The organism is Streptomyces sp. NPDC002536, assembly GCF_053594995.1.
In genome coordinates this window covers 1-22,459 of the sequence record NZ_JBSFWU010000097.1, presented here as the reverse complement: position 1 = coordinate 22,459, position 22,459 = coordinate 1, and the positions used below count along the sequence as shown (strand labels likewise).

Sequence of the window (22,459 nt, the reverse complement as noted above, 5' to 3'; positions counted from 1 at the left end):
CGGGCCGCACGCCGAACCGTCAGCGCCCCTGCCGGACCAGCGCCCCCGGATCCAGCTCGACCGGGAACGGCTTCTCGACCAGCGTCTTGCGTCCGGCCTCGGCCACGACCCGCTCCGCGTAACGGCCGTTCTCCAGCTCGGAGATGATCAGCGCGGGCCGGGGCTCCAGCTCCAGCCGCCACAGGTGCTCGATACCCGCCTCCGCGTAGTACGGCGGCTTGAGCAGCCGGTCGGTACGGCGGCCGGAGGACGACGGCGAGACGATCTCCACTACGAGCAGCACGGCCTCGGCATCAAAGGTGACCGGATCCTCGGCGGCAGCGGCGGCATCTACTACCGCGATGTCCGGGATGAACAACCCATCGGGCAGCACCACATTGACCGCCTCCAGCACCTCGACCGGAGCTTTGGCCTCCTCGATGGCGGCGTCCAACAACATGGCCAGTCGCAGGGACGCCCGCTGATGCTTGCTTCCCGGAGCCGGTGACATCAAGAGTGCTTCCCCCATCAATTCGCGACGCTCACCACGGTCCTCCCCCAGAGCCAGGACCTCCTCTATCGTCCAGGGCCCGTAGTGGGGATCGTGTGCAACGCTCATCACGCCACCTCCTTCTCCGAAGCCGTCGCCATCAGTGTGACACCCGCCACCGACATCGGTCCGGGTTCCCCGCTCCCGTCCGCGATCTCGAAGCCGCGGCAGCAGCGATGCGGCACACTTGAAGTTTGGCCGTCCGGAAAGGTGCTCCCGTGAACTCAGGCCCTCTGATCGTCCAGAGCGACAAGACCCTGCTGTTGGAGGTCGACCACGAGCAGGCCGAGGCCTGCCGGCGGGCCATCGCCTCCTTCGCGGAGCTGGAGCGTGCCCCCGAGCACATCCACACCTACCGGATCACGCCGCTCGGCCTGTGGAACGCCCGGGCCGCCGGGCACGACGCCGAGCAGGTCGTCGACGCCCTCGTCACCCACTCCCGCTACCCCGTGCCGCACGCGCTGCTCGTCGACATCGCCGAGACCATGGACCGGTACGGGCGGCTGCGGCTGCTCAAGCACCCCACGCACGGGCTGGTGCTGGAGACGACCGACCGGCCGGTGCTGGAGGAGATCCTCCGCTCGAAGAAGATCCAGCCGCTCGTGGGCGCCCGCATCGACCCCGACACCGTCGCCGTGCACCCCTCCGAGCGCGGCCAGATCAAGCAGTCGCTGCTCAAGCTGGGCTGGCCCGCCGAGGACCTCGCCGGGTACGTGGACGGCGAGGCGCACCCCATCGAGCTGCGCGAGGACGGGTGGGCGCTGCGCCCCTACCAGCGGCAGGCCGTCGACGGGTTCTGGCACGGCGGGTCGGGTGTCGTCGTCCTGCCGTGCGGGGCCGGGAAGACCCTGGTCGGCGCGGGCGCCATGGCCGAGGCCAAGGCCACCACGCTGATCCTGGTCACCAACACCGTCTCCGCGCGGCAGTGGAAGCACGAGCTGGTGAAGCGGACGTCGCTGACCGAGGACGAGATCGGCGAGTACAGCGGGACGCGGAAGGAGATCCGGCCCGTCACCATCGCGACGTACCAGGTGCTGACCACCAAGCGGAAGGGGATCTATCCCCACCTGGAGCTCTTCGACTCCCGCGACTGGGGACTCGTCGTCTACGACGAGGTGCACCTGCTGCCCGCACCGGTCTTCAAGTTCACCGCCGACCTGCAGGCCCGGCGCCGGCTCGGGCTCACCGCGACGCTGGTGCGGGAGGACGGGCGGGAGTCGGACGTGTTCTCGCTCATCGGGCCGAAGCGGTTCGACGCTCCTTGGAAGGAGATCGAGGCCCAGGGGTACATCGCCCCCGCGGACTGTGTCGAGGTGCGGGTCAATCTGACGGACTCCGAGCGGCTCGCCTACGCGACCGCCGAGACCGAGGAGAAGTACCGCTTCTGTGCCACCACCGCGACCAAGCGCAAGGTCACCGAGGCACTCGTGCGCCGGCACCGCGGTGAGCAGACCCTGGTCATCGGCCAGTACATCGACCAGCTGGACGAGCTGGGCGAGCACCTGGGCGCCCCCGTGATCAAGGGCGAGACCAGCAACGCCCAGCGCGAGAAGCTCTTCGACGCCTTCCGGGAAGGCGAGTTGAGCGTGCTCGTCGTCTCCAAGGTCGCCAACTTCTCCATCGACCTGCCCGAGGCGACGGTCGCCATCCAGGTCTCGGGAACGTTCGGCTCCCGCCAGGAGGAGGCGCAGCGGCTCGGCCGCGTGCTGCGGCCGAAGGCGGACGGGCACGAGGCCCGCTTCTACTCGGTCGTCGCCCGCGACACCGTCGACCAGGACTTCGCGGCGCACCGCCAGCGGTTCCTGGCCGAGCAGGGGTACGCGTACCGGATCGTCGATGCGGATGCGCTGCTCGCGGAGGGTGCGGACGAGGAGACCGTCTGAGGACGGTCCGCGCCGGGGCGCCGCGTCGGGGCGTCCCGCCTCAGGCGCGGCGCTTGTCCGCGTACTGGCCGAGGACGGCGACGTCCACGGCCGCACCCGCGAACGCCTTGATCGCGCGGAGAGCGGTGGAGAACGCCGACGGGGCGCTCGGGGCCGGGGTCATGGATGCGGTGGTCATGTCCTCCATGGTTCCGCCCCGGCGGCCTCCTTACATCGGCCTGCCGGTGTAAACGCGGGCGCGTGACCCTACTACCCCAGGCCCATGGCGCCCCCTACGGAAGGTGGAGGGCGCCCCTGAGGGGCTCCGGGGTTCGGTTCGAGTCCGGTTCGGGTGCGGTTCGGGTGCGGTTCGAAAATCGTTCGCGCCCGGCGGGGCTGCTCACTAAAATCTCCCCCTTTCCCTCGTCGTATGCCTGGAGGCCTCGCCGTGTCCACACCGTCCGTCGACCCTCTGGAGCGCGAGCGGACCCACCTCGCCTCGTCCCGCTCGGCGTTGCGGGCCATGCGGGCCGACGTCGAGGCGCTCGACATCAAGGACGTCACCGCGAACTGGGTCAACGCCGCCGTCCTGGAGCGCCAGATCGAGGACCGCATCACCGCCCTCGCCGACCTCGCCCACACGCCGCTGTTCTTCGGCCGGCTGGACTACCTGCACGCCCCGGGTGCGGATCGCGCCGAGGGCGCGGAGGGCGAGCAGTTCTACATCGGGCGGCGGCACGTGCACGACGCCGACGGCGACCCCATGGTCATCGACTGGCGCGCGCCCGTGTCCCAGCCGTTCTACCGGGCCTCGAAGAAGGAGCCGATGGACGTGCGCCTGCGGCGCCGTTTCGGCTACACCGGCGGCGAGTTGACGGCTTATGAGGATGAAGACCTCACGGATGCGGCCGGGGCCGGCGGCGCGAGCAAGCTGCTCCAGGCCGAGATCGAGCGGCCGCGCGTCGGTCCCATGCGGGACATCGTCGCCACCATCCAGCCCGAGCAGGACGAGATCGTGCGCGCCGGCATCGGCGGCACCGTGTGCGTGCAGGGTGCGCCCGGTACCGGGAAGACGGCCGTGGGGCTGCACCGGGTTGCCTATCTGTTGTATGCACACCGCGAGCGGTTGGCGCGGACCGGGACGTTGGTCGTCGGGCCCAACCGGTCGTTCCTCCGGTACATCGAGCAAGTGCTGCCTGCGCTCGGCGAGTTGAATGTGGGGCAGGCGACTGTTGACGATCTGGTTGGCGGGCGCGTCGAGGTGCGCGGCATCGACTCCGCCGAGGCCGCGCTCGTCAAGGGCGACGCACGCATGGCCGAGGTGCTGCGGCGCGCCGTGCGGGCCGGGGTGACGATGCCCGTCGAGCCCGTCGTGGTCGTGCGCGGGTCGCGGCGGTGGCGGGTGCCCGCCTACGAGGTCGAGGAGATGGTGCGGGAGCTGCTGGACCGCGACATCCGTTACGGCGCCGCGCGGGAGGCCCTGCCGCAGCGGATCGCCCACGCGGTGCTGGTGAGGATGGAGGCTGCCTGCGAGGCGCCCGACGACCGGGTGCAGGATGCCGTTGCGCGGAACGCGGCCGTGAAGGCCGCCGTCAAGGAGCTGTGGCCGGTCGTCGATCCGGCGAAGCTGGTGCTGCGGCTGCTCTCCGATGCGGAGTTCCTTGCGGAGCATGCGGAGGGGGTGCTGACGGAGGAGGAGCAGGCTGTTGCTCTCTGGGCCAAGCCTGCGCGGAGCGTCAAGACTGCCAAGTGGTCTGCCGCTGATGCGGTGTTGATCGACGAGGCTGCCGATCTTGTGGCGCGGACGCCCTCGCTCGGGCATGTGGTGCTCGACGAGGCACAGGACCTTTCCCCCATGCAGTACCGGGCCGTCGGGCGGCGCTGCACGACCGGGTCGGCGACGGTCCTGGGGGACATCGCGCAGGGGACGACGCCGTGGGCCACGCCCAGTTGGGGCGAGGCACTGGTGCACCTCGGGAAGCCCGATGCTGTTGTCGAGGAGTTGACGCAGGGGTTCCGGGTGCCGCGGGAGGTCATCGCGTACGCGTCGCGGCTGTTGCCGTCGATCGCGCCGGAGTTGTCGGAGGCCACGTCGGTTCGGGAGGCTGCCGGGGACTTCGCGGTGCGGGAGGTTCCGGCGGCGGAGCTGGACGCGGCGGTGGTGGCCGCGTGCGGGGCCGCGCTGCGACAGGAGGGGTCGATCGGGCTGATCGCGGCGGACGCGCGGGTCGCTGCGCTGGGCGTGTTGCTCGACGAGGCGGGGTTGGCCTACCTCGCTCCTGGTGAGGAGACGAGTGCTGAGGCCCGTCTGACCCTCGTCCCGGCGTCGCTGGCCAAGGGGTTGGAGTACGACTACGTGGTTCTGGACGAGCCTGCGGCGGTGGTCGCGGGGGAACCGGACGAGCGGACCGGGCTGCGGCGGTTGTACGTCGCGCTGACGCGTGCGGTTTCGGGGCTGACCGTGCTCCATGCGGAACCGTTGCCGACGGCGCTGGGTCGGGGCTGGGGCGGGAGCGGGGCGGACCCTTCCGGGGACTGAACTTTTTGTGACGGGCTGCTCCGCGTGAGGGTGCCCCCTCCTCTCGCCACAAAAAGTCTTTACGTCCCCTCCAGGGCCCGCCCCGCTCCCGCCCCACCCCCTTGCGTCCGTACGACGCCGACGGCGGCCCGCCCCCACAGGAAACCTCGCCTATGCGGTGTCTTCAACGGGCGGGCGGGAGGGCGTATTCACGCGCCGAAGGCGCGTGCAACCACCCACCGGCGGTCAGCCGGAGACGGCCTCGCGCCACACGCGCACCGCCCCCGCGTCCACCGGCGAAGCCCACCCGGCGGGGCGGGCCGCGCTGCCGATGTGGAAGGCGGCAATCCCCGCCGCCCTCAGCACGGGCACGTGCTTCAGCTTGAGGCCGCCCCCGGCCATGATCTGCGGTTCGTACCCCGGGTCGTTTCCGCGGGCCGCCTCCGCCACGAGCGTCGTCAGGCCGTCGTCCACGCCGGACGCCGACCCGGCGGTCAAGTACGTGTCCAGCCCCGGCTGGTCGGCCAGCTGCTTGCGCACCGCGTCGCGGTCCGCCGCGCGGTCCACCGCCCGGTGGAACGTCCACCGGGCCTTCGGGCCGATCGCGTCCACCAGGGCGGCCACCGCCGCCAGGTCGGCCCGGCCGTCGTCCGTCAGGAAGCCGAGGACGAACTCCTCCGCCCCCTCGGCGCGCAGCGCCCGCGCGTCCGCGCAGAGTGCCTCCAGTGCCCCTGCGCCGCCGGCCGAGAAGCTGTCCGACGCGCGGAGCATCACCCTCACCGGGATGTCCACCGCGGCCCGCACGGCCGCGAACGTGGCCGGGGTCGGGGTCAGGCCGTCCGCGGCCATGTCGGTGACCAGTTCGAGGCGGTCCGCCCCGCCGGCCTGCGCCGCCACCGCGTCCTCGGCGTCGAGCGCGATCACCTCAAGAATTGGTCTAGACATGTAGCCAAGCCTGCCACATCCGGAGCACGCGCCGGAAGCAGGCCTCCCGCGTGGCTCACAATTGGCCCATGAGCGTCGAGCTGCGTGAGCGATGGGTGCAGACCGTTGATCGTGTTCGGGGTGGGGGCGGGACCGACCCCGGGCCCTACGTCGACGATCTCCTCGTGCGGTGGAGCGAACCTCAGCGGCGCTATCACACGGTCTCGCATCTCGCTGCGGTTCTGCAGCATCTTGATGATCTTGCCGAGTACGCCGACGACATCGACACCGTCCGGCTCGCCGCCTGGTTCCACGACGCCGTCTACCGGCCCGACCGGTCAGAGAACGAGGAGCGCAGCGCTCATCTTGCCGAGCGGGCGCTGGCCGAGTTGGGCATCGACGATGGCCGTACGGCCGAAGTGGCGCGTCTCGTGCGGCTCACCGTCACGCACGATCCCGCCCCCGGCGACCGCAACGGCGAGGTGCTGTGCGATGCCGACCTGGCCGTCCTCGGCGGGCCGCCCGCCGCGTACGCCGCCTACGCGGCCGAGGTCCGGCAGGAGTACGGCTTCGTGCCGGATCCGGTTTTTCGTGGAGGGCGTGCCGCCGTGCTGCGGGGGCTGTTGGATCTTCCCGTGCTCTTCCGCACCCCGCTCGGGCACGAGCGGTGGGAGCGGACCGCCCGGCACAATCTCCGCGGGGAGCTCGACCTGCTCACCCTGTGAGCGGGCGTTTGCGGCGTCTCAGGCCCGCTCCCGTCATCCTGCTCACCAGTTCCTTGCTGCTCACCTCGATCGCACCCAGCCGCACCGCCTCCGGGTACGTGCCCTCCGGCACGTCGTAGTGGTCGCCGTCGAACGCCCTCGGCGGCATCCCCAGGCGTGCCGCGAAGGCGTGGAGTTCGGCGAAACTCTCGTCGCTCACCAGGTGGGACCACATCCGGCCGTGGCCCGGCCAGTTGGGCGGGTCGATGTACAGCACTAGCGCCGTACCGAGCTCAGCGAGCCCACGGGCGCTACGAGCACCGCCTGCTTGGTGCAGGCCCAGTGCGGGTCCGGGCCCAGCTCCGGCTCGACCTCCAGCGCGTGCAGGTCGCCCGACTCCGTGCACACCGGGCACAGCGGCCAGCGGCCATAGCGGTCCAGGAGTGCGTCCTGGACGTCCTGCGCCACGAGCCCGGGCAGGAACTCCGCGCCCTCCGGCCACTGCTCGACCCACCAGCGGCGCTGCGCCACCGCGTCCTCCACGATCGAGACGACGTCCGCCTCGGCCACGTCCCCCGCCGCCAGGTCCGCGAGGACGAGCGCCCGCGCCGTGTGCAGTGCCTGTTCGAGCTCCATGAGTGCCATTGTCCGGGAGCGGGAGGGTTGACTGCGCGCCGACCCGAAAATAGCTTTCAAAAAGTGGACAGGAAGGTGAAACAAACTGCCCCGCGCACACCTTTGCCCGGTGCTCTCGCGGCCAAGGTCCGGACTCTGGTCCCTTCCATGACCCGTTCCATGCAGCGTGTCGCCGAAGTGCTGGCCGCCGATCCCGCGGGGGCCGCCGCCCTCACCGTCACCGGCCTGGCCGAGCGCACCGGCACCAGCGAGGCCACCGTCGTGCGCACCGCCCGGCTGCTCGGCTATCCCGGCTACCGCGACCTGCGGCTCGCCCTCGCCGCCCTGGCCGCCGATCAGGCCGCGGGCCGCGCCCCGGCCGTCACCGCCGACATCGCGGTGGACGACTCGATGGCGAGCGTCGTCGCCAAGCTCGCCCAGGAGGAGACCCGCTGCCTGGCCGACACCGCGGCCGGTCTGGACACCGCCCAGCTGGAGTCCGCGGTGGCCGCCCTCGCCGCCGCCCGCCGCATCGACGTGTACGGGATAGGCGCCTCCAACCTCGTCGGCCAGGACCTGGTGCAGAAGCTGCTGCGCATCGGGCTCATCGCGCATGCCCCGGCGGATCCCCATCTGGCCGTCACCAATGCCGTGCAGCTGCGCTCCGGCGACGTCGCCGTCGCGATCACCCACTCCGGACGGACCACCGACGTCATCGAGCCCCTGCGGGTCGCCTTCGAGAACGGCGCCACCACCGTCGCCGTCACCGGCCGCCCGCAGGGCGAGATCGCCCAGTACGCCGATCACGTGCTCACCACGTCCTCCGCACGGGAGAGCGAGCTGCGCCCCGCGGCCATGTCGAGCCGCACCAGCCAGCTCCTCGTGGTGGACTGCCTGTTCATCGGCGTCGCCCAGCGCACGTACGACACCGCGGCGCCGGCCCTGTCCGCCTCGTACGAGGCCCTGGCCCACCGCCACTCCCCCCGGACCGTCCCCCGCTGACCATCGGAACCCCTTCCAGGAACCCCCCAGGAAAAGAGCCTCCTCATCATGACGTCGCCCGCCGCTTCCGCCGCCCTGCGCGCCCAGCTGGCCTCGCTCACGACCGAGGCGTTCCGCCCCGATCTCGCAGAGATCGACCGGCTGCCGACCGACGCCATCGCGAAGATCATGAACGCCGAGGACGCCGGCGTCGCGGCCGCCGTCGCCGAACGGCTCCCGGAGATCGCCGCCGCCATCGACGCGACCGCCGCCCGGATGGCCCGCGGCGGACGGCTCGTCTACGCCGGCGCCGGCACGGCGGGCCGGCTCGGGGTGCTGGACGCCAGCGAGTGCCCGCCCACCTTCAACACCGGTCCGGGACAGGTCGTCGGTCTCATTGCGGGCGGAACGGACGCCCTGGTGACGGCCGTCGAAGGAGCGGAGGACAGTGCGGAACTGGCGGCGGACGATCTGGACCGGCTCGGCATCGGCGCCGGCGACACCGTCGTCGGGATCTCCGCCTCCGGCCGCACGCCCTACGCGGTCGGCGCCGTCGCCCACGCCCGTGCGGCCGGCGCGCTCACCATCGGGCTCTCCTGCAACGCCCGTTCCGCACTGGGCGCCGCCGCCGAGCATCCGATCGAGGTCGTCGTCGGGCCCGAACTGCTCACCGGCTCCACCCGGTTGAAGGCCGGCACGGCACAGAAGCTCGTCCTCAACATGCTCTCGACGATCACCATGATCCGCCTCGGCAAGACCTACGGAAACCTGATGGTCGACGTCCGCGCCTCCAACGAGAAGCTGCACGCCCGCTCGCGCCGCATCGTCGCACTCGCCACGGGCGCTGCGGACGCGGAGATCGAACAGGCCCTGCACGCGACGGACGGCGAGGTGAAGAACGCGATCCTCGTCCTCCTCGGCGGCGTCGACGGCCCCACGGCCGCCCGGCTGCTGCAGGAGTCGGACGGCCATCTGCGCGCGGCCCTGGACGCGGCCCGGGCCTGACATGGACGCCACCGATCTCCTCCCTCTTCTCGGCGGGCCCGGCAACATCCGTTCCGTCGCCGCCTGCATGACCCGTCTGCGGGTCGAGCTGCACGACCGGACCTCGGTGCGCGACGGTGAACTGCGCGCCCTGCCCGGCGTGTTGGGCGTCGTCGAGGACGCCGACGCACTCCAGGTCGTCCTGGGCCCGGGCACCGTGACCCGGGTGACCGCGGAACTGGAACGACTGCTGGACCCCCTCGCCACCCGCGGGGCCGCCCTCAAGGCGGCCCAACAGGCCCGCAACGCCACGCCGTTCAAGACCTTCCTGCGCCGCATCGGCCAGATCTTCATCCCCCTCGTCCCCGCCCTCATCGGCTGCGGCCTGGTCGCCGGCCTGGCCGGGGTGCTGGCCGACCTGCACCGGCTGCCCACGCTCGTACCGGCCCTGTCGGCCGTCGCGGGCGGGTTCATGGCGCTGATCGCGGTCTTCGTCGGGCACGGCACGGCACGGGAGTTCGGCGGCACCCCCGTGCTGGGCGGGGCGGTGGCGGCCGTCGTCGTCCACCCGGGCGTGACGCACGTGCACGCCTTCGGCCTGACGCTCGCACCGGGCCAGGGCGGGGTCCTGGGCGCCCTGGGCGCGGCGCTGCTGGCGGTGCAGGTGGAGAAGGCGTGCCGCAGGGTGCTGCCCTCGGCGCTGGACGTGCTGCTCACCCCGGCGCTCACGGTCCTGCTGCCCGGGCTGGTGACGCTCTACGGGCTGATGTACGCGGCCGGTGAAGTCTCCGCCGCGATCGGCCGGTTCACGCACGTACTGCTGGCGGACGGCGGCGCCGCGGCCGGCTTCGTGCTGGGCGGGCTGTTCCTGCCGCTGGTGATGCTGGGCCTGCACCAGGCACTGATCCCGGTGCACACCACGCTGATCGCCGAGCAGGGCTCGACGGTCCTGCTGCCCCTCCTCGCCATGGCGGGCGCGGGCCAGGTCGGGGCGGCGCTCGCGCTCTACGTCCGGCTGCCCCGCAACGGCCATGTGCGCAGCACCATCAGGTCGGCGCTGCCTGCGGGGCTCGTGGGCATCGGGGAGCCGCTGATCTACGGGGTGTCGCTGCCCCTGGGCCGCCCGTTCGTCACGGCCTGCGTGGGCGGCGCGTTCGGCGGCGGATTCGTGGGCCTGCTCGGCCAGTTGGGCAGCACGGTCGGCGCAACGGCCATCGGCCCGTCCGGCTGGGCCCTGTTCCCCCTGCTGAAGGGCAGCCACGGCCCGGCCGAGGCGGTGGCGGTCTACGGGGCGGGGCTGCTGGTCGGCTACGTGACGGGCTTCGCGGCCACGTACGTCTTCGGGCTGAGCCGGGAGGCGTTGGCGGAACTGAACGCGTGGTCGCCTGCGGCTCCGCCTCGGCCGGAAAGCCCGAAGGCGGTACCCCCTGGGCAGGGGGTACCGCCTTCGGCTGGACTGTAGCTGCTCCCGGTCACCGGACGGAGTCCGGTGCAGCGTCCCGAAGCGTGTGAGGCCGGCTACGGCCGAGCACTGCGAGGGGCGCGTCAGGAGGATTCAGCTCAGAAGTCCATGTCACCGCCGGGCATGCCGCCCGGAGCAGCCGCAGCGGCCTTCTCCGGCTTGTCGGCGATGACGGCCTCGGTGGTGAGGAACAGCGCCGCGATGGAGGCGGCGTTCTGCAGCGCGGAGCGGGTGACCTTGGCCGGGTCGATGATGCCCTCGGCGATCATGTCCACGTACTCGCCGGTCGCGGCGTTCAGGCCGTGGCCGACGGCCAGGTTGCGGACCTTCTCCACGACGACGCCGCCCTCGAGACCACCGTTGACGGCGATCTGCTTCAGCGGGGCCTCCAGGGCCAGCTTGACGGCGTTGGCACCGGTGGCCTCGTCGCCCTCCAGGTCCAGCTTCTCGAAGACCGAGGAGGCCTGCAGCAGGGCCACGCCACCACCGGCGACGATGCCCTCCTCGACGGCGGCCTTCGCGTTGCGGACGGCGTCCTCGATGCGGTGCTTGCGCTCCTTGAGCTCCACCTCGGTGGCGGCACCGGCCTTGATGACGGCCACGCCGCCGGCCAGCTTCGCCAGGCGCTCCTGCAGCTTCTCGCGGTCGTAGTCGGAGTCGCTGTTCTCGATCTCGGCGCGGATCTGGTTGACGCGGCCCTGGACCTGGTCGCTGTCACCGGCACCGTCGACGATGGTCGTCTCGTCCTTGGTGATGACGACCTTGCGGGCGCGGCCGAGCAGGTCGAGACCGGCGTTCTCCAGCTTGAGGCCGACCTCCTCGGAGATGACCGTGCCACCGGTGAGGATGGCGATGTCGCCGAGCATGGCCTTGCGGCGGTCGCCGAAGCCCGGGGCCTTGACGGCGACGGACTTGAAGGTGCCGCGGATCTTGTTGACCACCAGGGTCGACAGGGCCTCGCCCTCGACGTCCTCGGCGATGATCAGCAGCGGCTTGCCCGACTGCATGACCTTCTCCAGCAGCGGGAGCAGGTCCTTGACCGAGGAGATCTTCGAGTTGACGATCAGGATGTACGGGTCCTCGAGGGAGGCCTCCATACGCTCCATGTCGGTGGCGAAGTACGCCGAGATGTAGCCCTTGTCGAAGCGCATGCCCTCGGTGAGCTCGAGCTCCAGACCGAAGGTCTGCGACTCCTCGACGGTGATGACGCCTTCCTTGCCGACCTTGTCCATGGCCTCGGCGATGAGCTCGCCGATCTGGGTGTCGGCGGCCGAGATGGAGGCGGTGGAGGCGATCTGCTCCTTGGTCTCCACCTCCTTGGCCTGGTCGAGCAGCGCACCGGAGACGGCCTCGACGGCCTTCTCGATGCCGCGCTTCAGGGCCATCGGGTTGGCACCGGCGGCCACGTTGCGCAGGCCCTCGCGGACCAGCGCCTGGGCGAGGACGGTCGCGGTCGTCGTGCCGTCACCGGCGACGTCGTCCGTCTTCTTCGCGACCTCCTTGACCAGCTCGGCGCCGATCTTCTCGTACGGGTCCTCGAGCTCGATCTCCTTGGCGATGGAGACACCATCGTTGGTGATCGTGGGGGCGCCCCACTTCTTCTCGAGGACGACGTTGCGGCCCTTGGGGCCGAGGGTGACCTTGACGGCGTCGGCGAGCTGGTTCATCCCGCGCTCGAGACCGCGCCGTGCCTCCTCGTCGAACGCGATGATCTTGGCCATGTGAAGTGGTCCTCCCAGGACGGGGTGGATTGCTCCGGACCGTGCAGGCGCCCGCGACGGACGGTCTGCGTGCCTCACGGTTCCTTGCCCCGCTTGGCCCGCGGACCTCACCGACGGTCCAAATCTGTCACTCTCACCCGGAGAGTGCTAGCCCAATGATTAGCACTCGACCCCCGAGAGTGCAAGGTCGCCCCGAAGGGGTGTCAGTGAGGGGTGGTGGTCGGGTGACGGGAGGGCGCAAGCGTGTATGACCGCTACCCACACGCACGAGCGCGCATGCACGAGGGGCCCGCACTCCGGAGAGTGCGGGCCCCTCGGCAAGCCGATTGAGCCGGGTGACCGACGCGCGACCGTCAGGCCGTCACCTTGACCATGTCCGCCTGCGGACCCTTCTGGCCCTGCGAGATCTCGAACTCGACCCGCTGACCCTCCTCGAGGGTGCGGTAACCGTCCATCTGGATCGCGCTGTAGTGGACGAATACATCCGCACCACCGTCGACCGCGATGAAGCCGTACCCCTTCTCCGCGTTGAACCACTTGACGGTGCCCTGAGCCATGCCTAACTCCCCTATTACTGGCCCTTGCACAGGACCGCACTTCGCGGGCCCGGGTCAGACCTCACCCCCTGACAGGTGGGGGTGTGCGCCGGAACGCGTCGACCGCGGCTGAATGTATCTGCACGGATGCCGTCTGCAACAGGTCACTCGGACGAGAATTCCGGGCGTGGCCGATCGGAAATAACCGCTGAATCGCGGGGATTATCGGGCAAGCCGGGCCGGGCAAAACCCAACCAACCCGACAATTCGTGCACGCGTTTCGCGCACAACTTGACGGGTTCTCATATGCGTTCGGCAGTGACACCGGAGGGGGAACGCCTCAACTCTATCGCGCTTCAACAGACGGAATCGCCCCGTCCGTTTTACGGGCGGAGCGATTCCGGGGCATTGTGCAGCAACCCTGTGTAAAGGTCAGCCCCCCGCAACGGCGGGAATCACGGAGACGGCGGAGCCGTCCGGGGTGGGCGTTTCGAGCCCCTGCTCGAAGCGGACGTCGTCGTCGTTGACATAGACGTTGACGAACCGGCGCAGCCGGCCGCTGTCGTCGAGCACGCGGGCGGCGATGCCGGGATGCCTCGCGTTGAGGTCGGCAACGACCTCGGCGAGGGTGGCACCGCTCGCTTCGACCTCGGACCGGCCGGAGGTGTAGGTGCGCAGGATGGTGGGGATGCGGACGGTGACGGACATGGGAATCCCTTCGGTTCGGGGTGATCGGGTGGGCGGGGCGCTGTCAGAGGCCCGCAGCGCGGAACGCGTCCAGGCTGGGCCGGATCGTCGCCGTCGGACCGGCCGCCACGGCGTCCAGCGTCTTGAGCCCGTCTCCCGTGTTGAGGACGACCGTGGTGAGGTCGGGATCCAGCTGACCGTTCTCGATCAGCTTCCGGGTCACCCCCACCGTCACCCCGCCCGCCGTCTCCGCGAAGATCCCCTCCGTCCGCGCCAACAGCCGGATCGCGTCGACCACTTCCTCGTCCGTCACGTCCTCGACCGCCCCGCCCGTCCGCCGGGCGATGTCCAGCACGTACGGCCCGTCCGCCGGGTTCCCGATCGCGAGCGACTTCGCGATCGTGTCCGGCTTCACCGGCCGCACCACGTCGTGGCCGCCCTTGAAGGCCTGCGAGACCGGTGAGCACCCGGCCGCCTGCGCGCCGAAGATCCGGTAGGGCCGGTCCTCGACGAGGCCCAGGGCGATGAGCTCCTTCAGCCCCTTGTCGATCTTCGTCAGCTGCGAGCCGGAGGCGACCGGCACCACGATCTGGTCCGGTACCCGCCACCCCAACTGCTCGCAGATCTCGTACGCGAGGGTCTTCGAGCCCTCCCCGTAGTACGGGCGCAGGTTGACGTTGACGAAGCCCCAGCCCTCGCCGATCGGGTCGCCGATCAGCTCGGAGCAGAAGCGGTTCACGTCGTCGTAGGTGCCCTCGATGCCGACGAGGTCGCCGCCGTAGACCGCGGCCATGACGACCTTGCCGGCCTCCAGGTCGTGCGGGATGAACACGCAGGAGCGGAAGCCCGCGCGGGCCGCCGCGGCGCCCACCGCGCCGGCCAGGTTGCCGGTCGACGAGCACGAGAGCGTCGTGAAGCCGAACGCCCGCGCCGCCTCGACGGCGATCGCGACGACGCGGTCCTTGAAGGAGTGCGTCGGGTTGCCGGAGTCGTCCTTGACGTACAGCCCGCCGGTCACGCCCAGTTCGCGTGCGAGGTTGTCGGCCTGGACGAGTTGAGTGAAGCCCGGGTTGAGGTTCGGCCTGTCCGCCACGTCCGCGGGTACGGGAAGCAGCGGGGCGTAGCGCCAGATGCTCGGCGGACCGGCCTCGATCCGCCGGCGCAGCGCCTCGGGGTCGCCGGCCGGGAGGTCGTAGGCGACTTCGAGCGGGCCGAAGCACGCGGCACAGGCGAAGACGGGACCGAGCGGGACGCGCTCGCCGCACTCGCGGCAGGACAGTGCGACGGCGGGACCGAACACCGGACGGGTGGTAGCACTTTCAACGGCTTGCACAGCCATGGAGGCGAGGCCCTTTCTCCTCATCTTCCCCGCGGCGAACCTCGCCACGAGACGGAATTGGCACCTTCCCCGCCGGGAGCCTCGCGTCTGCGACGGAGACCGGCTGGAGGGTTGCCGGGGCTTCAACGGGCCGTGTCCCTCTGCCCCTCTGGATGAGCGGTATGGCGCTGGGCATGGCCCAGGCATTTGTGCGCGTGGCGACCCCGACATGCGACGGCCGTCCGCGTTGTTCAAGACTGTAACGGAAGGGGCGGGGCCGTGAGAGGGCCGTCCGAACCGCGAGATGCATCACATCTCACGCACAACGCACCGGACACACAAGGAGTCGTACACGTGCTGGAAGAGGTGGAGCGCTGGCTGGACCACCGCTCCTGGACCGCAGCAGACCGTCCGCTCGACCAGCTGCTCGCCGCCAAACGCGAGACCGGGACCACGGTCAGCGTGGTGCTGCCGGCGCTGAACGAGGAGGCGACGGTCGGCGCCATCGTCGCCGCGATCCGTGCGGAGCTGATGACGGAGGCAGTGCCCCTGGTCGACGAGCTGGTGGTGCTCGACTCGGGCTCCACGGACCGCACCGGCGAGGTGGCGGCCGCGGCCGGGGCCCGGGTGGTGCACCGCGACACGGTGCTGCCGCGGCTGCCCGCGCTGCCCGGCAAGGGCGAGGTGCTGTGGCGGTCGCTGCTCGTCACGAGCGGGGACGTGGTCTGCTTCGTGGACGCGGACCTGCGGGACTTCTCCGCCTCGTTCGTGTCCGGGATCGTGGGCCCGCTGCTGACCGACCCGGACGTGCAGTTCGTCAAGGCGATGTACGACCGCCCCCTCGGCGACGAGTTTGATTCGCCCGCCTCCGGCAGGACCCCGGCCCGCGGCGGCCGGGTGACCGAGCTGGTGGCCCGCCCGCTGCTGAACCTGCACTGGCCGCAACTGGCCGGGGTCGTCCAGCCGCTGGGCGGCGAGTACGCGGCGCGCCGCTCGCTGCTGGAGCGGCTGCCGTTCCCCGTCGGCTACGGCGTGGAGCTGGGCCTGCTGGTGGACGCGCTGCACACCGTGGGCCTGGACGCGCTGGCCCAGGTGGACGTGGGCGTACGCAAGCACCGCCACCAGGACGAGCAGGCCCTGGGCCGGATGGCCGCCGCGATCTACCGCACCGCCCAGCTGCGGCTGGCCCGCGGCCACCTGGTGCGGCCCGCGCTCACCCAGTTCGAACGCACCGCGGACGGCTTCGTCCCCAGGACGTACCCGGTGGACACGGAGGAGCGGCCGCCGATGGCGGAGATACCGGAGTACGTACGGCGGCGGGCCGCGTAGGGCGTACGTTTGAGCGGTTCGCCGGACGGCAAGGCTGCGGTCATGGTCGCTGAGCACATGCACTTGCACATGCCGCCCGCGCAGATCGTGGTCGCCTCCAACCGCGGCCCGGTCTCCTATGCGCTGCAGGCGGACGGCTCGCTGGCCGCGGGCCGGGGCGGCGGCGGCCTCGTCTCGGGCCTGAGCGCGATCGGGCAGCAGGGGGACGGCGGCGGCGGGGCCGTCTGGGTGTGTGCGGCGCTCGGCGAGGGTGACCGCGAGGCGGTGCGCCGGGCGGGCCGAAGACTCGCCCCGGACGACACCGGCGGCCAGCAGGTACGGATGCTGGACATCCCGCCGGGCACCTTCGCCGCCGCGTACAACGGCGTGGCCAACTCGGTGCTGTGGTTCGTCCACCACCTGCTCTACCAGACGCCGCTGGAGCCCGTCTTCGACCTGGAGTTCCGGTACCAGTGGGCGGCCTACGAGGCCTACAACGCGGCCTTCGCCGACGCCCTCGCCGAGGAGGCGGCGGACGGTGCCTGCGTGCTCGTCCAGGACTACCACCTGACCCTGGTCCCCGGGATGCTCCGCGACCGGCGCCCCGACCTGCGCATCGGCCACTTCTCGCACACGCCGTGGGCCCCGCCGGACTACTACCGGCTGCTGCCGGACGACGTGGCCGAGCAGGTCCTGCGCGGCATCCTCGGCGGCGACCGCGCCGGCTTCCTCACCGCCCGCTGGGCCGAGGCCTTCGCCGCGTGCTGCGCGGCCGTGCTCGGCGCGGAGGTGCACAGGTCGGCGGAGGGCCTGGCCACGGCGGTGCGCTTCGAGGGCCGTACGACCCGGCTGGGGGTGCACGGCCTGGGTGCGGACGCGGACTTCCTGCGCGAGCGCGCGCACCGCCCGGACGTCGAGGAGCGGATGGCGGCCCTGCGCGAGCAGATCGGCCCCGGCCGCAGGACGATCGTGCGCGTCGACCGCACGGAGCTGTCCAAGAACATCGTCCGCGGCCTGCGCGCCTACCGCCGCCTGCTGGAGGAGCGCCCGCAGTGGCGCGGCCGGGTGGTCCACATCGCCTTCGCCTACCCCTCCCGCCAGGACCTGGCGGTCTACCGCGACTACACGGCCGAGGTCGAGCGCGTCGCGCGCGAGATCAACTCGGCCTTCGGGAAGGAGGACTGGCAGCCGGTGGCCCTCCATGTGAAGGACGACTTCGCCCGGTCGCTGGCCGCGTACCGGCTGGCGGACGTGGCCCTGGTGAACCCCATCCGCGACGGCATGAACCTGGTCGCGAAGGAGGTCCCGGTGGTCTCCGAGCACGGCTGCGCACTGGTCCTCTCCCGTGAGGCGGGCGCGGCGGCCGAGCTGGGCGACGAGGCGCTGCTGGTGAACCCGTACGACGTGGAGGCGACGGCGCAGGCCCTGCACGAGGCCCTGCTGATGGATGCGGGTGAGCGCGTGGAGCGCACCAAGCGACTCGCGGCGGCGGCGACGGCGTTGCCGCCGGCGCGGTGGTTCATGGACCAGTTGAGGGCGTTGCAGGAGAGTTGACCCGTGCCCCGAAGGGGCGCGGGGAACTGCGCGAGAAACCACAGCGAACCCGCACCCGGAGAACCGCGCGCCCTCCCCCGCGCCGGAGGCGCACCGGCGCACCGCAACCCCCCGTGTGCCCCCCGCAGGGGCCAGGGTAGACATGCACTCATGTCAATCGCCCCACGCTGGGCCGCACTTGCCGCGGCCACCGCAGCCCTGGTCCTCACGGCAACCGGCTGTTCGTCCTCCGACTCCAAGAAGTCCTCCGACGCCAAGGGTTCGCCCTCCGCCCCGGCGGAATCCGCCGGCTCCTCCGCCCCCGGAGGGACGGCCGCCATTCCGGCCGGCGCCGGTCCCCAGACCTCGTACACCGTCCAGAAGCAGCCCGCCCCCGGCACCTGCCACTACCAGTACACCGCCGACAAGCAGCCGCTCCCGGACCCCAAGTGCACGCCGGGCGCGACCAATCCCAAGGTCACCCAGGCCACGCTCAAGGAGACGATCTGCAAGAGCGGTTATACCGCGACGATCCGGCCCCCGGTGGGCGTCACCGGCAAGGAGAAGACGGCCAACGCCGAGTCGTACGGCTACAAGGGCTCGCCGCGCGACGCCGAGTACGACCACCTCATCAGCCTCCAGCTCGGCGGCGACCCCAACGACCCGCGCAACCTGTGGGTCGAGCCGCCGTCCCCGGGGCACAAGGACGGCGCGGGCCCGAACAACCCCAAGGACGTGGTCGAGACCAAGCTCAAGACCGCGATCTGCTCGGGCAAGACGGACCTGGCCAAGGCCCAGCAGGCCATAGCGCACGACTGGACGACGGCGCTGAACACCCTCGGCATCAAGGACGACGGCAAGTCGCCCGCGAAGGGCGCGAAGGAGACCAAGGACGCGGACGGCGGCGAGTAGACAGCAGGGGTCAGGACCCCAGCCGGTCCGCAAGCGCGTCCAGCAGCTCCACCACCCCGCCGGGCCCGTCGACCACCAGGTCGGCGCGCCCGGCGAGTTCCGCCACCTCGCTGCTCCCGCTGCACACCAGCGTCCCCGGCACCCCTTCCGCCCGCAGCTTCTCGACGGCCCCGAAGGCGGCGAGGTCACCGAGGTCGTCGCCGGCGTAGAGCACGGACCCGGCGCCCGTCTCGCGGACGTAGTCGGCGAGGGCGACGCCCTTGTCCACGCCGGGCGGGCGGAGTTCCAGCACCAGGCGGCCCGGTTCGACGATCAGGCCGTGCCGCTCGGCCAGTTCGGCGAGCGGGGCGCGCAGCGCCTCGAAGGCGGCCTGGGGGTCGGGGGCGCGGCGGGTGTGGACGGCGACGGCGCGGCCGCCCTTGTTCTCGATGTGCGCCGTCTCGATCCAGGTGCCCCGCCAGGCGCCGGACCGGTCGAGCACTCCGGGCAGCTCGGCCTGGACGGCCGCGACGCCGGGGTGCGGGGCGGGGGCGTGCACGGTGCCGGTCACGGCGTCCCAGCGCTCGGCGCCGTAGTGGCCGAGGACGACGAGGTGGTCCAGGCCGGGGACGCCGGCGAAGCCGCCGTAGCGGACGGCGACCCCGGCCGGGCGCCCGGTGATCACGGCGACCGAGCCCAGGTGCGGGGCGAGCCGGGCGAGGGCCGGCACGGCTCCGGGGTGGGCGCGGGCCCGTTCGGGGTCCGGCACGATCGGTGCGAGCGTGCCGTCGAAGTCGAGCGCGACGACCGCCCGTTCGGGCCGTGCCAGCAGTGCGGCCAGGCCGTCACGGCCGGCGGACGTCACAGGATCCGGGAAGGGATGGCTGCCCATACGGCGACCCTACCGGTGCGCCCGCCTCCGGGGAGGGCGGTTACCGCGCCTAGGGGGTGTCCGATGGGTCAGCGCGGGCCCTGCGGCGTCTGGTGCGGTGCATCGCAAGGCGGAGCATCGCCCTCGGACTGGGCGTCCTTGGGTGATGCGACAACGCGGCGAGGTGCCGTGCCAGGCGCCGCAGGGCTCGCGCTGACCCATCGGACACCCCCTAACGCGCGGTTCAGCGCCGCTCGCGCCGGGCGTCCCGCAGCCGCCGCAGCCGGTTGACGGTCACCGGGTCGTGCGCGAGCGCCCGCGGATCGTCGATGAGGGCGTTGACCAGCTGGTAGTAGCGGGCCGGGGTGATCCCCAGCCGCTCCCGCACGGCGCGCTCCTTGGCGCCCGGGCCGGCCCAGGCGGCCCGCTCGATGGCGAGCACGGCCCGGTCCTGCTCGGAGAGCCCCTGCGCTTCGTCCACGGTCTCCAACCTAGCCGCCCTAGCCGTCCGCGTTCTCCGTGGCGTCCGCCAGACGCTGGATCTCGGACAGGACCGAGGCCGGGTCGCCGCCCTTGCGGACGACCGCGCCGATCTTCTCCTTGATCGCCACGCTCACCTTGGCCCAGGAGACCTTGTCGGCGGGGTAGAACGAGGCGTCCTGGAGCTGCTCCAGGAACGGCCAGAGCTCGCCGTGCGCACGGTCCTCGTGCATCGCGTTGGACGCGGCGGTGGTCACCGGCAGCAGGTTGTACTGGCCGGTGAAGGACAGCACGTTGTCGCGCGAGTAGACGAAGTCGAGGAACGGGCCGATGCGGTCACGGTTGTTGTTCTGCTTGAACGCCATCATCCAGTCGGCGACGCCCATGGTGGAGCGGGCCTTGCCCTTGACGCCCGGCAGCGGCGTCATGTCGAAGTCGAGGCCCTTGGCCTTGGCCTGCTGGATCAGCGTGGGGTGGCCGTTGAGCATGCCGACGTCGCCGGCCCCGAAGGCATCGAAGACGTCCTGCCGGTTGGTGCGCCCGGGGTCGTTGGGACCGACGAGGTCCTTGCCGACGAGCTCGTCGCGCAGCCACTCGAAGGCCTTGACGTTCTCGGCGGAGTCGATCGTGTAGGAACCGTTCTTGTCGGTGTAACCGCCGCCGCCCGCGAGCATCCACATCATGGTCTCGGCCGGGGCCTCCTCGGGGCCGAGGGGCAGACCGTAGGGGATCTTCACGCCCGCGGCCTTGAGCTTCATCGCGGTGGCCTGCAGCTCGTCCCAGCTCTCGGGGGCCTTGGTGACGCCGGCCTTGGCGAAGAGCTTCTTGTTGAAGAAGAGCAGGCGGCTACTGGCGACGAACGGCAGGCCGTACTGCACCCGGTGCACCTCGCCCGCGGCGGAGATCGAGGAGATGAAGTCCGCCTGCGTGGGTATGGAGAGCAGCTGGTCGGCCGGGTAGAGCTTGCCCGCCGCGGCGAAGTCGGCGTAGGCGCCGATCTGCGCGATGTCGGGCGCCTTGCCGGCCGCGACCATGTCGGCGACCTTCTTGTCGACCTCGGTCCAGCTGTAGACCTCGACGTCGATCTTGATGCCCTTGTTCTTCGACTCGTAGTCGCGAGCGAGGGAATCCCAGTACTTCTTGGAGCTGTTGTCCTTTTTGTCGCCGTAGTCCGCTGCGACGAGCTTGAGGTGTTTGTCCCCACCGGGTGTCGAACTTCCGCACGCCGTCAGCGTCGGCGCCAACGCCGCAGTGGCGGCACCTGCCGCCGTCAGACCCAAGAACCGCCGCCGCTGCACTACTGCTTCCCACCTTTGTGTGGAGGTGTGTGTTCGATGGAGACCGCGAGTCTCTCCCGCGCGCCACCTTACGGTCTAGTTCGACGGGGTCTCGCTTCGGTATCGCCCTTCCGCGAAGATCGCACCCTGATCACACCCCGCAAGGAGGAGCAGCACATGAAGCCGTCCTCTTCTACTCCCGCCTCCCGTACGGCCGTTGAGCTGGCGACACAGCCGGACTGCTGGCGCAGGGCCGCGGTGCACACCGCTTTCCCGCCGGAGTCCGGCGAACGGATCGCCGTGACCGGCTGCGGCACTTCGTGGTTCATGGCACAGGCGTACGCGGCCCTGCGGGAGTCCTCCGGACAGGGCGAGACGGATGCGTTCGCGTCGTCGGAGTTCCCGGCCGGGCGACGGTACGACCGCATTGTCGCAATCACCCGTTCCGGGACGACGACGGAAGTGCTGCGCGTACTGGACGCGGTACGCGGCCGGATACCCACGGTGGCGATCACGGCGGACGCGGCGACGCCGGTGCGCGACGCCGCGGACGAGGTCGTGGTCCTGGACTGGGCGGACGAGCAGTCCGTCGTCCAGACCCGCTTCGCGACGACGGCCCTGGCGTATCTGCGCGCGGGCCTCGGGGAGGACATGACCGCCGCCGCGGCCGACGCGGAGGCGGCGGTGGCCGCGGCGTTGCCCGCGGCGGCCCTGGAGGCGGAGCAGTGGACGTTCCTGGGGGCGGGCTGGACGTACGGCCTGGCGCAGGAGGCGGCGCTGAAGATGCGGGAGGCGGCGGGGGCGTGGACGGAGGCGTACCCGGCGATGGAGTACCGCCACGGACCGATCGCCGTCGCCCGGCCGGGGCGGGTGGTGTGGGCGTTCGGGCCGTTGCCGGCCGGTCTGGCGGAGGACGTCGCGGCGACCGGGGCCACGCTGGTCACCGCCGGGGGCGGTGACCCGATGGCGGACCTGGTCCGCGTCCACCGGCTCGCTGTCGCGGTGGCGGAACGGCGCGGGCTGTCGCCGGACGCGCCGCGGAACCTGACGCGGAGCGTGATCCTGACGCCGTGATCTGCCCGCCCACCCGCCCGTTACCGGCACCGGGTGGGCTCGGCCACGACGCGCCCGCAGCCGAGCGCCCCGTAAGGGGCGCGGGGAACTGCGCGAGCAACCACGACGCGCCCGCAGCCGACGTCCCCGGGGCTTCGCCCCGGACCCCCGGGGGGGGGGGGCGCAGCGCGCCGCGGAGAAGGGA

22 protein-coding genes and 1 riboswitch are annotated in these 22,459 nt (G+C 71.5%); of the genes, 10 read left to right on the top strand and 12 right to left on the bottom strand.

Translation table 11 applies throughout. From position 1 onward, the window contains the following. Nucleotides 1–19: 19 nt before the first annotated feature. Complete coding sequence (locus tag ACWD4B_RS28040) at nucleotides 20–598, bottom strand: Uma2 family endonuclease (RefSeq protein WP_451423371.1); 579 nt, start codon at nucleotides 596–598, stop codon at nucleotides 20–22. A gap of 149 nt (nucleotides 599–747) precedes the next feature. On the opposite strand from ACWD4B_RS28040, the gene ACWD4B_RS28035 reads away from it, so the two are divergent. Further along, nucleotides 748–2,412, top strand: coding sequence for a DNA repair helicase XPB (locus ACWD4B_RS28035; protein WP_336416027.1), 1,665 nt, complete (start codon nucleotides 748–750; stop codon nucleotides 2,410–2,412). Between the two features lie 40 nt (nucleotides 2,413–2,452). Here the strand turns inward: ACWD4B_RS28035 and ACWD4B_RS28030 are convergent, their stop codons facing one another. Next, entirely contained in the window at nucleotides 2,453–2,590 is a 138-nt protein-coding gene (locus ACWD4B_RS28030) for a hypothetical protein (RefSeq protein ID WP_390780386.1), read from the bottom strand. 231 nt (nucleotides 2,591–2,821) lie between these two features. On the opposite strand from ACWD4B_RS28030, the gene ACWD4B_RS28025 reads away from it, so the two are divergent. Then, nucleotides 2,822–4,930 carry a HelD family protein gene (locus ACWD4B_RS28025; protein WP_451423370.1) on the top strand — a complete coding sequence of 703 codons (2,109 nt, stop codon included), beginning with the start codon at nucleotides 2,822–2,824 and terminating at the stop codon, nucleotides 4,928–4,930. A 225-nt stretch (nucleotides 4,931–5,155) separates the two neighbouring features. On the opposite strand, the gene ACWD4B_RS28020 is transcribed toward ACWD4B_RS28025, so the two are convergent. Beyond that, nucleotides 5,156–5,854: a copper homeostasis protein CutC gene (locus ACWD4B_RS28020; RefSeq protein WP_451423369.1), complete on the bottom strand. Its 699-nt coding sequence runs from the start codon at nucleotides 5,852–5,854 to the stop codon at nucleotides 5,156–5,158. Nucleotides 5,855–5,922: 68 nt separating this feature from the next. Between ACWD4B_RS28020 and ACWD4B_RS28015 the strand changes: the two genes are divergently transcribed. Next, a complete protein-coding gene (locus tag ACWD4B_RS28015) occupies nucleotides 5,923–6,558 on the top strand; it encodes an HD domain-containing protein (RefSeq protein ID WP_451423368.1) in 636 nt (211 codons plus the stop codon). Here the strand turns inward: ACWD4B_RS28015 and ACWD4B_RS28010 are convergent. Together ACWD4B_RS28010 and ACWD4B_RS28005 are read right to left on the bottom strand one after the other, a co-directional pair. Continuing rightward, the gene (locus ACWD4B_RS28010) at nucleotides 6,548–6,814 is read right to left on the bottom strand and encodes a DUF4031 domain-containing protein (RefSeq protein ID WP_451423367.1); all 267 of its coding nucleotides are present in this window, start codon (nucleotides 6,812–6,814) and stop codon (nucleotides 6,548–6,550) included. The genes ACWD4B_RS28015 and ACWD4B_RS28010 overlap by 11 nt on opposite strands. Beyond that, the gene (locus ACWD4B_RS28005; protein WP_451423366.1) at nucleotides 6,814–7,182 is read right to left on the bottom strand and encodes a hypothetical protein; all 369 of its coding nucleotides are present in this window, start codon (nucleotides 7,180–7,182) and stop codon (nucleotides 6,814–6,816) included. The genes ACWD4B_RS28010 and ACWD4B_RS28005 overlap by 1 nt, the downstream gene beginning before the upstream one ends. A 66-nt stretch (nucleotides 7,183–7,248) precedes the next feature. On the opposite strand from ACWD4B_RS28005, the gene ACWD4B_RS28000 reads away from it, so the two are divergent. Genes ACWD4B_RS28000 through ACWD4B_RS27990 form a run of 3 tightly spaced genes read left to right on the top strand, consistent with a single transcriptional unit; the run spans nucleotide 7,249 to nucleotide 10,579 of the window. Continuing rightward, complete coding sequence (locus tag ACWD4B_RS28000; RefSeq protein ID WP_451423365.1) at nucleotides 7,249–8,154, top strand: MurR/RpiR family transcriptional regulator; 906 nt, start codon at nucleotides 7,249–7,251, stop codon at nucleotides 8,152–8,154. 48 nt (nucleotides 8,155–8,202) lie between these two features. After that, nucleotides 8,203–9,138: an N-acetylmuramic acid 6-phosphate etherase gene (gene murQ, locus ACWD4B_RS27995; RefSeq protein ID WP_451423364.1), complete on the top strand. Its 936-nt coding sequence runs from the start codon at nucleotides 8,203–8,205 to the stop codon at nucleotides 9,136–9,138. 1 nt (nucleotide 9,139) lies between these two features. After that, nucleotides 9,140–10,579, top strand: a complete 1,440-nt coding sequence (locus ACWD4B_RS27990) for a PTS transporter subunit EIIC (protein WP_451423363.1) — start codon at nucleotides 9,140–9,142, stop codon at nucleotides 10,577–10,579. Between the two features lie 98 nt (nucleotides 10,580–10,677). Here the strand turns inward: ACWD4B_RS27990 and groL are convergent, their stop codons facing one another. From groL to thrC, 4 genes are all read right to left on the bottom strand, one after another. Beyond that, entirely contained in the window at nucleotides 10,678–12,300 is a 1,623-nt protein-coding gene (groL, locus tag ACWD4B_RS27985; RefSeq protein ID WP_171079049.1) for a chaperonin GroEL, read from the bottom strand. Nucleotides 12,301–12,653: 353 nt separating this feature from the next. After that, complete coding sequence (locus ACWD4B_RS27980) at nucleotides 12,654–12,857, bottom strand: cold-shock protein (RefSeq protein WP_004954158.1); 204 nt, start codon at nucleotides 12,855–12,857, stop codon at nucleotides 12,654–12,656. Nucleotides 12,858–13,268: 411 nt separating this feature from the next. Next, nucleotides 13,269–13,544 (bottom strand): MoaD/ThiS family protein, encoded by a 276-nt coding sequence (locus ACWD4B_RS27975; protein WP_451423362.1) that lies wholly within the window; start codon nucleotides 13,542–13,544, stop codon nucleotides 13,269–13,271. Between the two features lie 43 nt (nucleotides 13,545–13,587). Further along, on the bottom strand, nucleotides 13,588–14,862 hold the full coding sequence (gene thrC / locus ACWD4B_RS27970) for a threonine synthase (RefSeq protein WP_451423361.1): 1,275 nt from the start codon (nucleotides 14,860–14,862) through the stop codon (nucleotides 13,588–13,590). A 17-nt stretch (nucleotides 14,863–14,879) separates the two neighbouring features. Next, a riboswitch (SAM riboswitch) is annotated at nucleotides 14,880–15,021 on the bottom strand. 174 nt (nucleotides 15,022–15,195) lie between these two features. Here thrC and ACWD4B_RS27965 point away from each other — a divergent pair. From ACWD4B_RS27965 to ACWD4B_RS27955, 3 genes are all read left to right on the top strand, one after another. Next, nucleotides 15,196–16,170 (top strand): glucosyl-3-phosphoglycerate synthase, encoded by a 975-nt coding sequence (locus ACWD4B_RS27965; protein ID WP_451423360.1) that lies wholly within the window; start codon nucleotides 15,196–15,198, stop codon nucleotides 16,168–16,170. A 42-nt stretch (nucleotides 16,171–16,212) separates the two neighbouring features. Beyond that, complete coding sequence (locus ACWD4B_RS27960; protein WP_451423359.1) at nucleotides 16,213–17,703, top strand: alpha,alpha-trehalose-phosphate synthase (UDP-forming); 1,491 nt, start codon at nucleotides 16,213–16,215, stop codon at nucleotides 17,701–17,703. A 150-nt stretch (nucleotides 17,704–17,853) separates the two neighbouring features. Continuing rightward, nucleotides 17,854–18,594 (top strand): hypothetical protein, encoded by a 741-nt coding sequence (locus ACWD4B_RS27955; protein ID WP_451423358.1) that lies wholly within the window; start codon nucleotides 17,854–17,856, stop codon nucleotides 18,592–18,594. Nucleotides 18,595–18,604: 10 nt separating this feature from the next. On the opposite strand, the gene otsB is transcribed toward ACWD4B_RS27955, so the two are convergent. The 3 genes from otsB to ACWD4B_RS27940 all read right to left on the bottom strand — a co-directional run bounded on the left by otsB (nucleotide 18,605) and on the right by ACWD4B_RS27940 (nucleotide 21,222). Beyond that, complete coding sequence (gene otsB / locus ACWD4B_RS27950; RefSeq protein WP_451423357.1) at nucleotides 18,605–19,465, bottom strand: trehalose-phosphatase; 861 nt, start codon at nucleotides 19,463–19,465, stop codon at nucleotides 18,605–18,607. Nucleotides 19,466–19,688: 223 nt separating this feature from the next. Continuing rightward, nucleotides 19,689–19,925, bottom strand: coding sequence for a DUF3263 domain-containing protein (locus tag ACWD4B_RS27945; RefSeq protein ID WP_336416044.1), 237 nt, complete (start codon nucleotides 19,923–19,925; stop codon nucleotides 19,689–19,691). 19 nt (nucleotides 19,926–19,944) lie between these two features. Beyond that, nucleotides 19,945–21,222 carry an extracellular solute-binding protein gene (locus tag ACWD4B_RS27940; protein ID WP_451423356.1) on the bottom strand — a complete coding sequence of 426 codons (1,278 nt, stop codon included), beginning with the start codon at nucleotides 21,220–21,222 and terminating at the stop codon, nucleotides 19,945–19,947. Between the two features lie 156 nt (nucleotides 21,223–21,378). On the opposite strand from ACWD4B_RS27940, the gene ACWD4B_RS27935 reads away from it, so the two are divergent. Further along, nucleotides 21,379–22,275 (top strand): SIS domain-containing protein, encoded by an 897-nt coding sequence (locus ACWD4B_RS27935; protein WP_451423355.1) that lies wholly within the window; start codon nucleotides 21,379–21,381, stop codon nucleotides 22,273–22,275. Nucleotides 22,276–22,459: the final 184 nt, after the last annotated feature.

Coding starts and splice junctions, on each gene's coding strand:
- ACWD4B_RS28020 (WP_451423369.1), bottom strand. CDS start 5,854: ATGTCTAGACCAATTCTTGAGGTGATCGCGCTCGACGCCGAGGACGCG.
- ACWD4B_RS28015 (WP_451423368.1), top strand. CDS start 5,923: ATGAGCGTCGAGCTGCGTGAGCGATGGGTGCAGACCGTTGATCGTGTT.
- ACWD4B_RS27975 (WP_451423362.1), bottom strand. CDS start 13,544: ATGTCCGTCACCGTCCGCATCCCCACCATCCTGCGCACCTACACCTCC.
- ACWD4B_RS27955 (WP_451423358.1), top strand. CDS start 17,854: ATGTCAATCGCCCCACGCTGGGCCGCACTTGCCGCGGCCACCGCAGCC.
- murQ (WP_451423364.1), top strand. CDS start 8,203: ATGACGTCGCCCGCCGCTTCCGCCGCCCTGCGCGCCCAGCTGGCCTCG.
- otsB (WP_451423357.1), bottom strand. CDS start 19,465: ATGGGCAGCCATCCCTTCCCGGATCCTGTGACGTCCGCCGGCCGTGAC.
- ACWD4B_RS28040 (WP_451423371.1), bottom strand. CDS start 598: ATGAGCGTTGCACACGATCCCCACTACGGGCCCTGGACGATAGAGGAG.
- thrC (WP_451423361.1), bottom strand. CDS start 14,862: ATGGCTGTGCAAGCCGTTGAAAGTGCTACCACCCGTCCGGTGTTCGGT.
- ACWD4B_RS28025 (WP_451423370.1), top strand. CDS start 2,822: ATGCCTGGAGGCCTCGCCGTGTCCACACCGTCCGTCGACCCTCTGGAG.
- ACWD4B_RS27980 (WP_004954158.1), bottom strand. CDS start 12,857: ATGGCTCAGGGCACCGTCAAGTGGTTCAACGCGGAGAAGGGGTACGGC.
- ACWD4B_RS28030 (WP_390780386.1), bottom strand. CDS start 2,590: ATGACCACCGCATCCATGACCCCGGCCCCGAGCGCCCCGTCGGCGTTC.
- ACWD4B_RS27935 (WP_451423355.1), top strand. CDS start 21,379: ATGAAGCCGTCCTCTTCTACTCCCGCCTCCCGTACGGCCGTTGAGCTG.
- ACWD4B_RS27990 (WP_451423363.1), top strand. CDS start 9,140: ATGGACGCCACCGATCTCCTCCCTCTTCTCGGCGGGCCCGGCAACATC.
- ACWD4B_RS27960 (WP_451423359.1), top strand. CDS start 16,213: ATGGTCGCTGAGCACATGCACTTGCACATGCCGCCCGCGCAGATCGTG.
- groL (WP_171079049.1), bottom strand. CDS start 12,300: ATGGCCAAGATCATCGCGTTCGACGAGGAGGCACGGCGCGGTCTCGAG.
- ACWD4B_RS28005 (WP_451423366.1), bottom strand. CDS start 7,182: ATGGCACTCATGGAGCTCGAACAGGCACTGCACACGGCGCGGGCGCTC.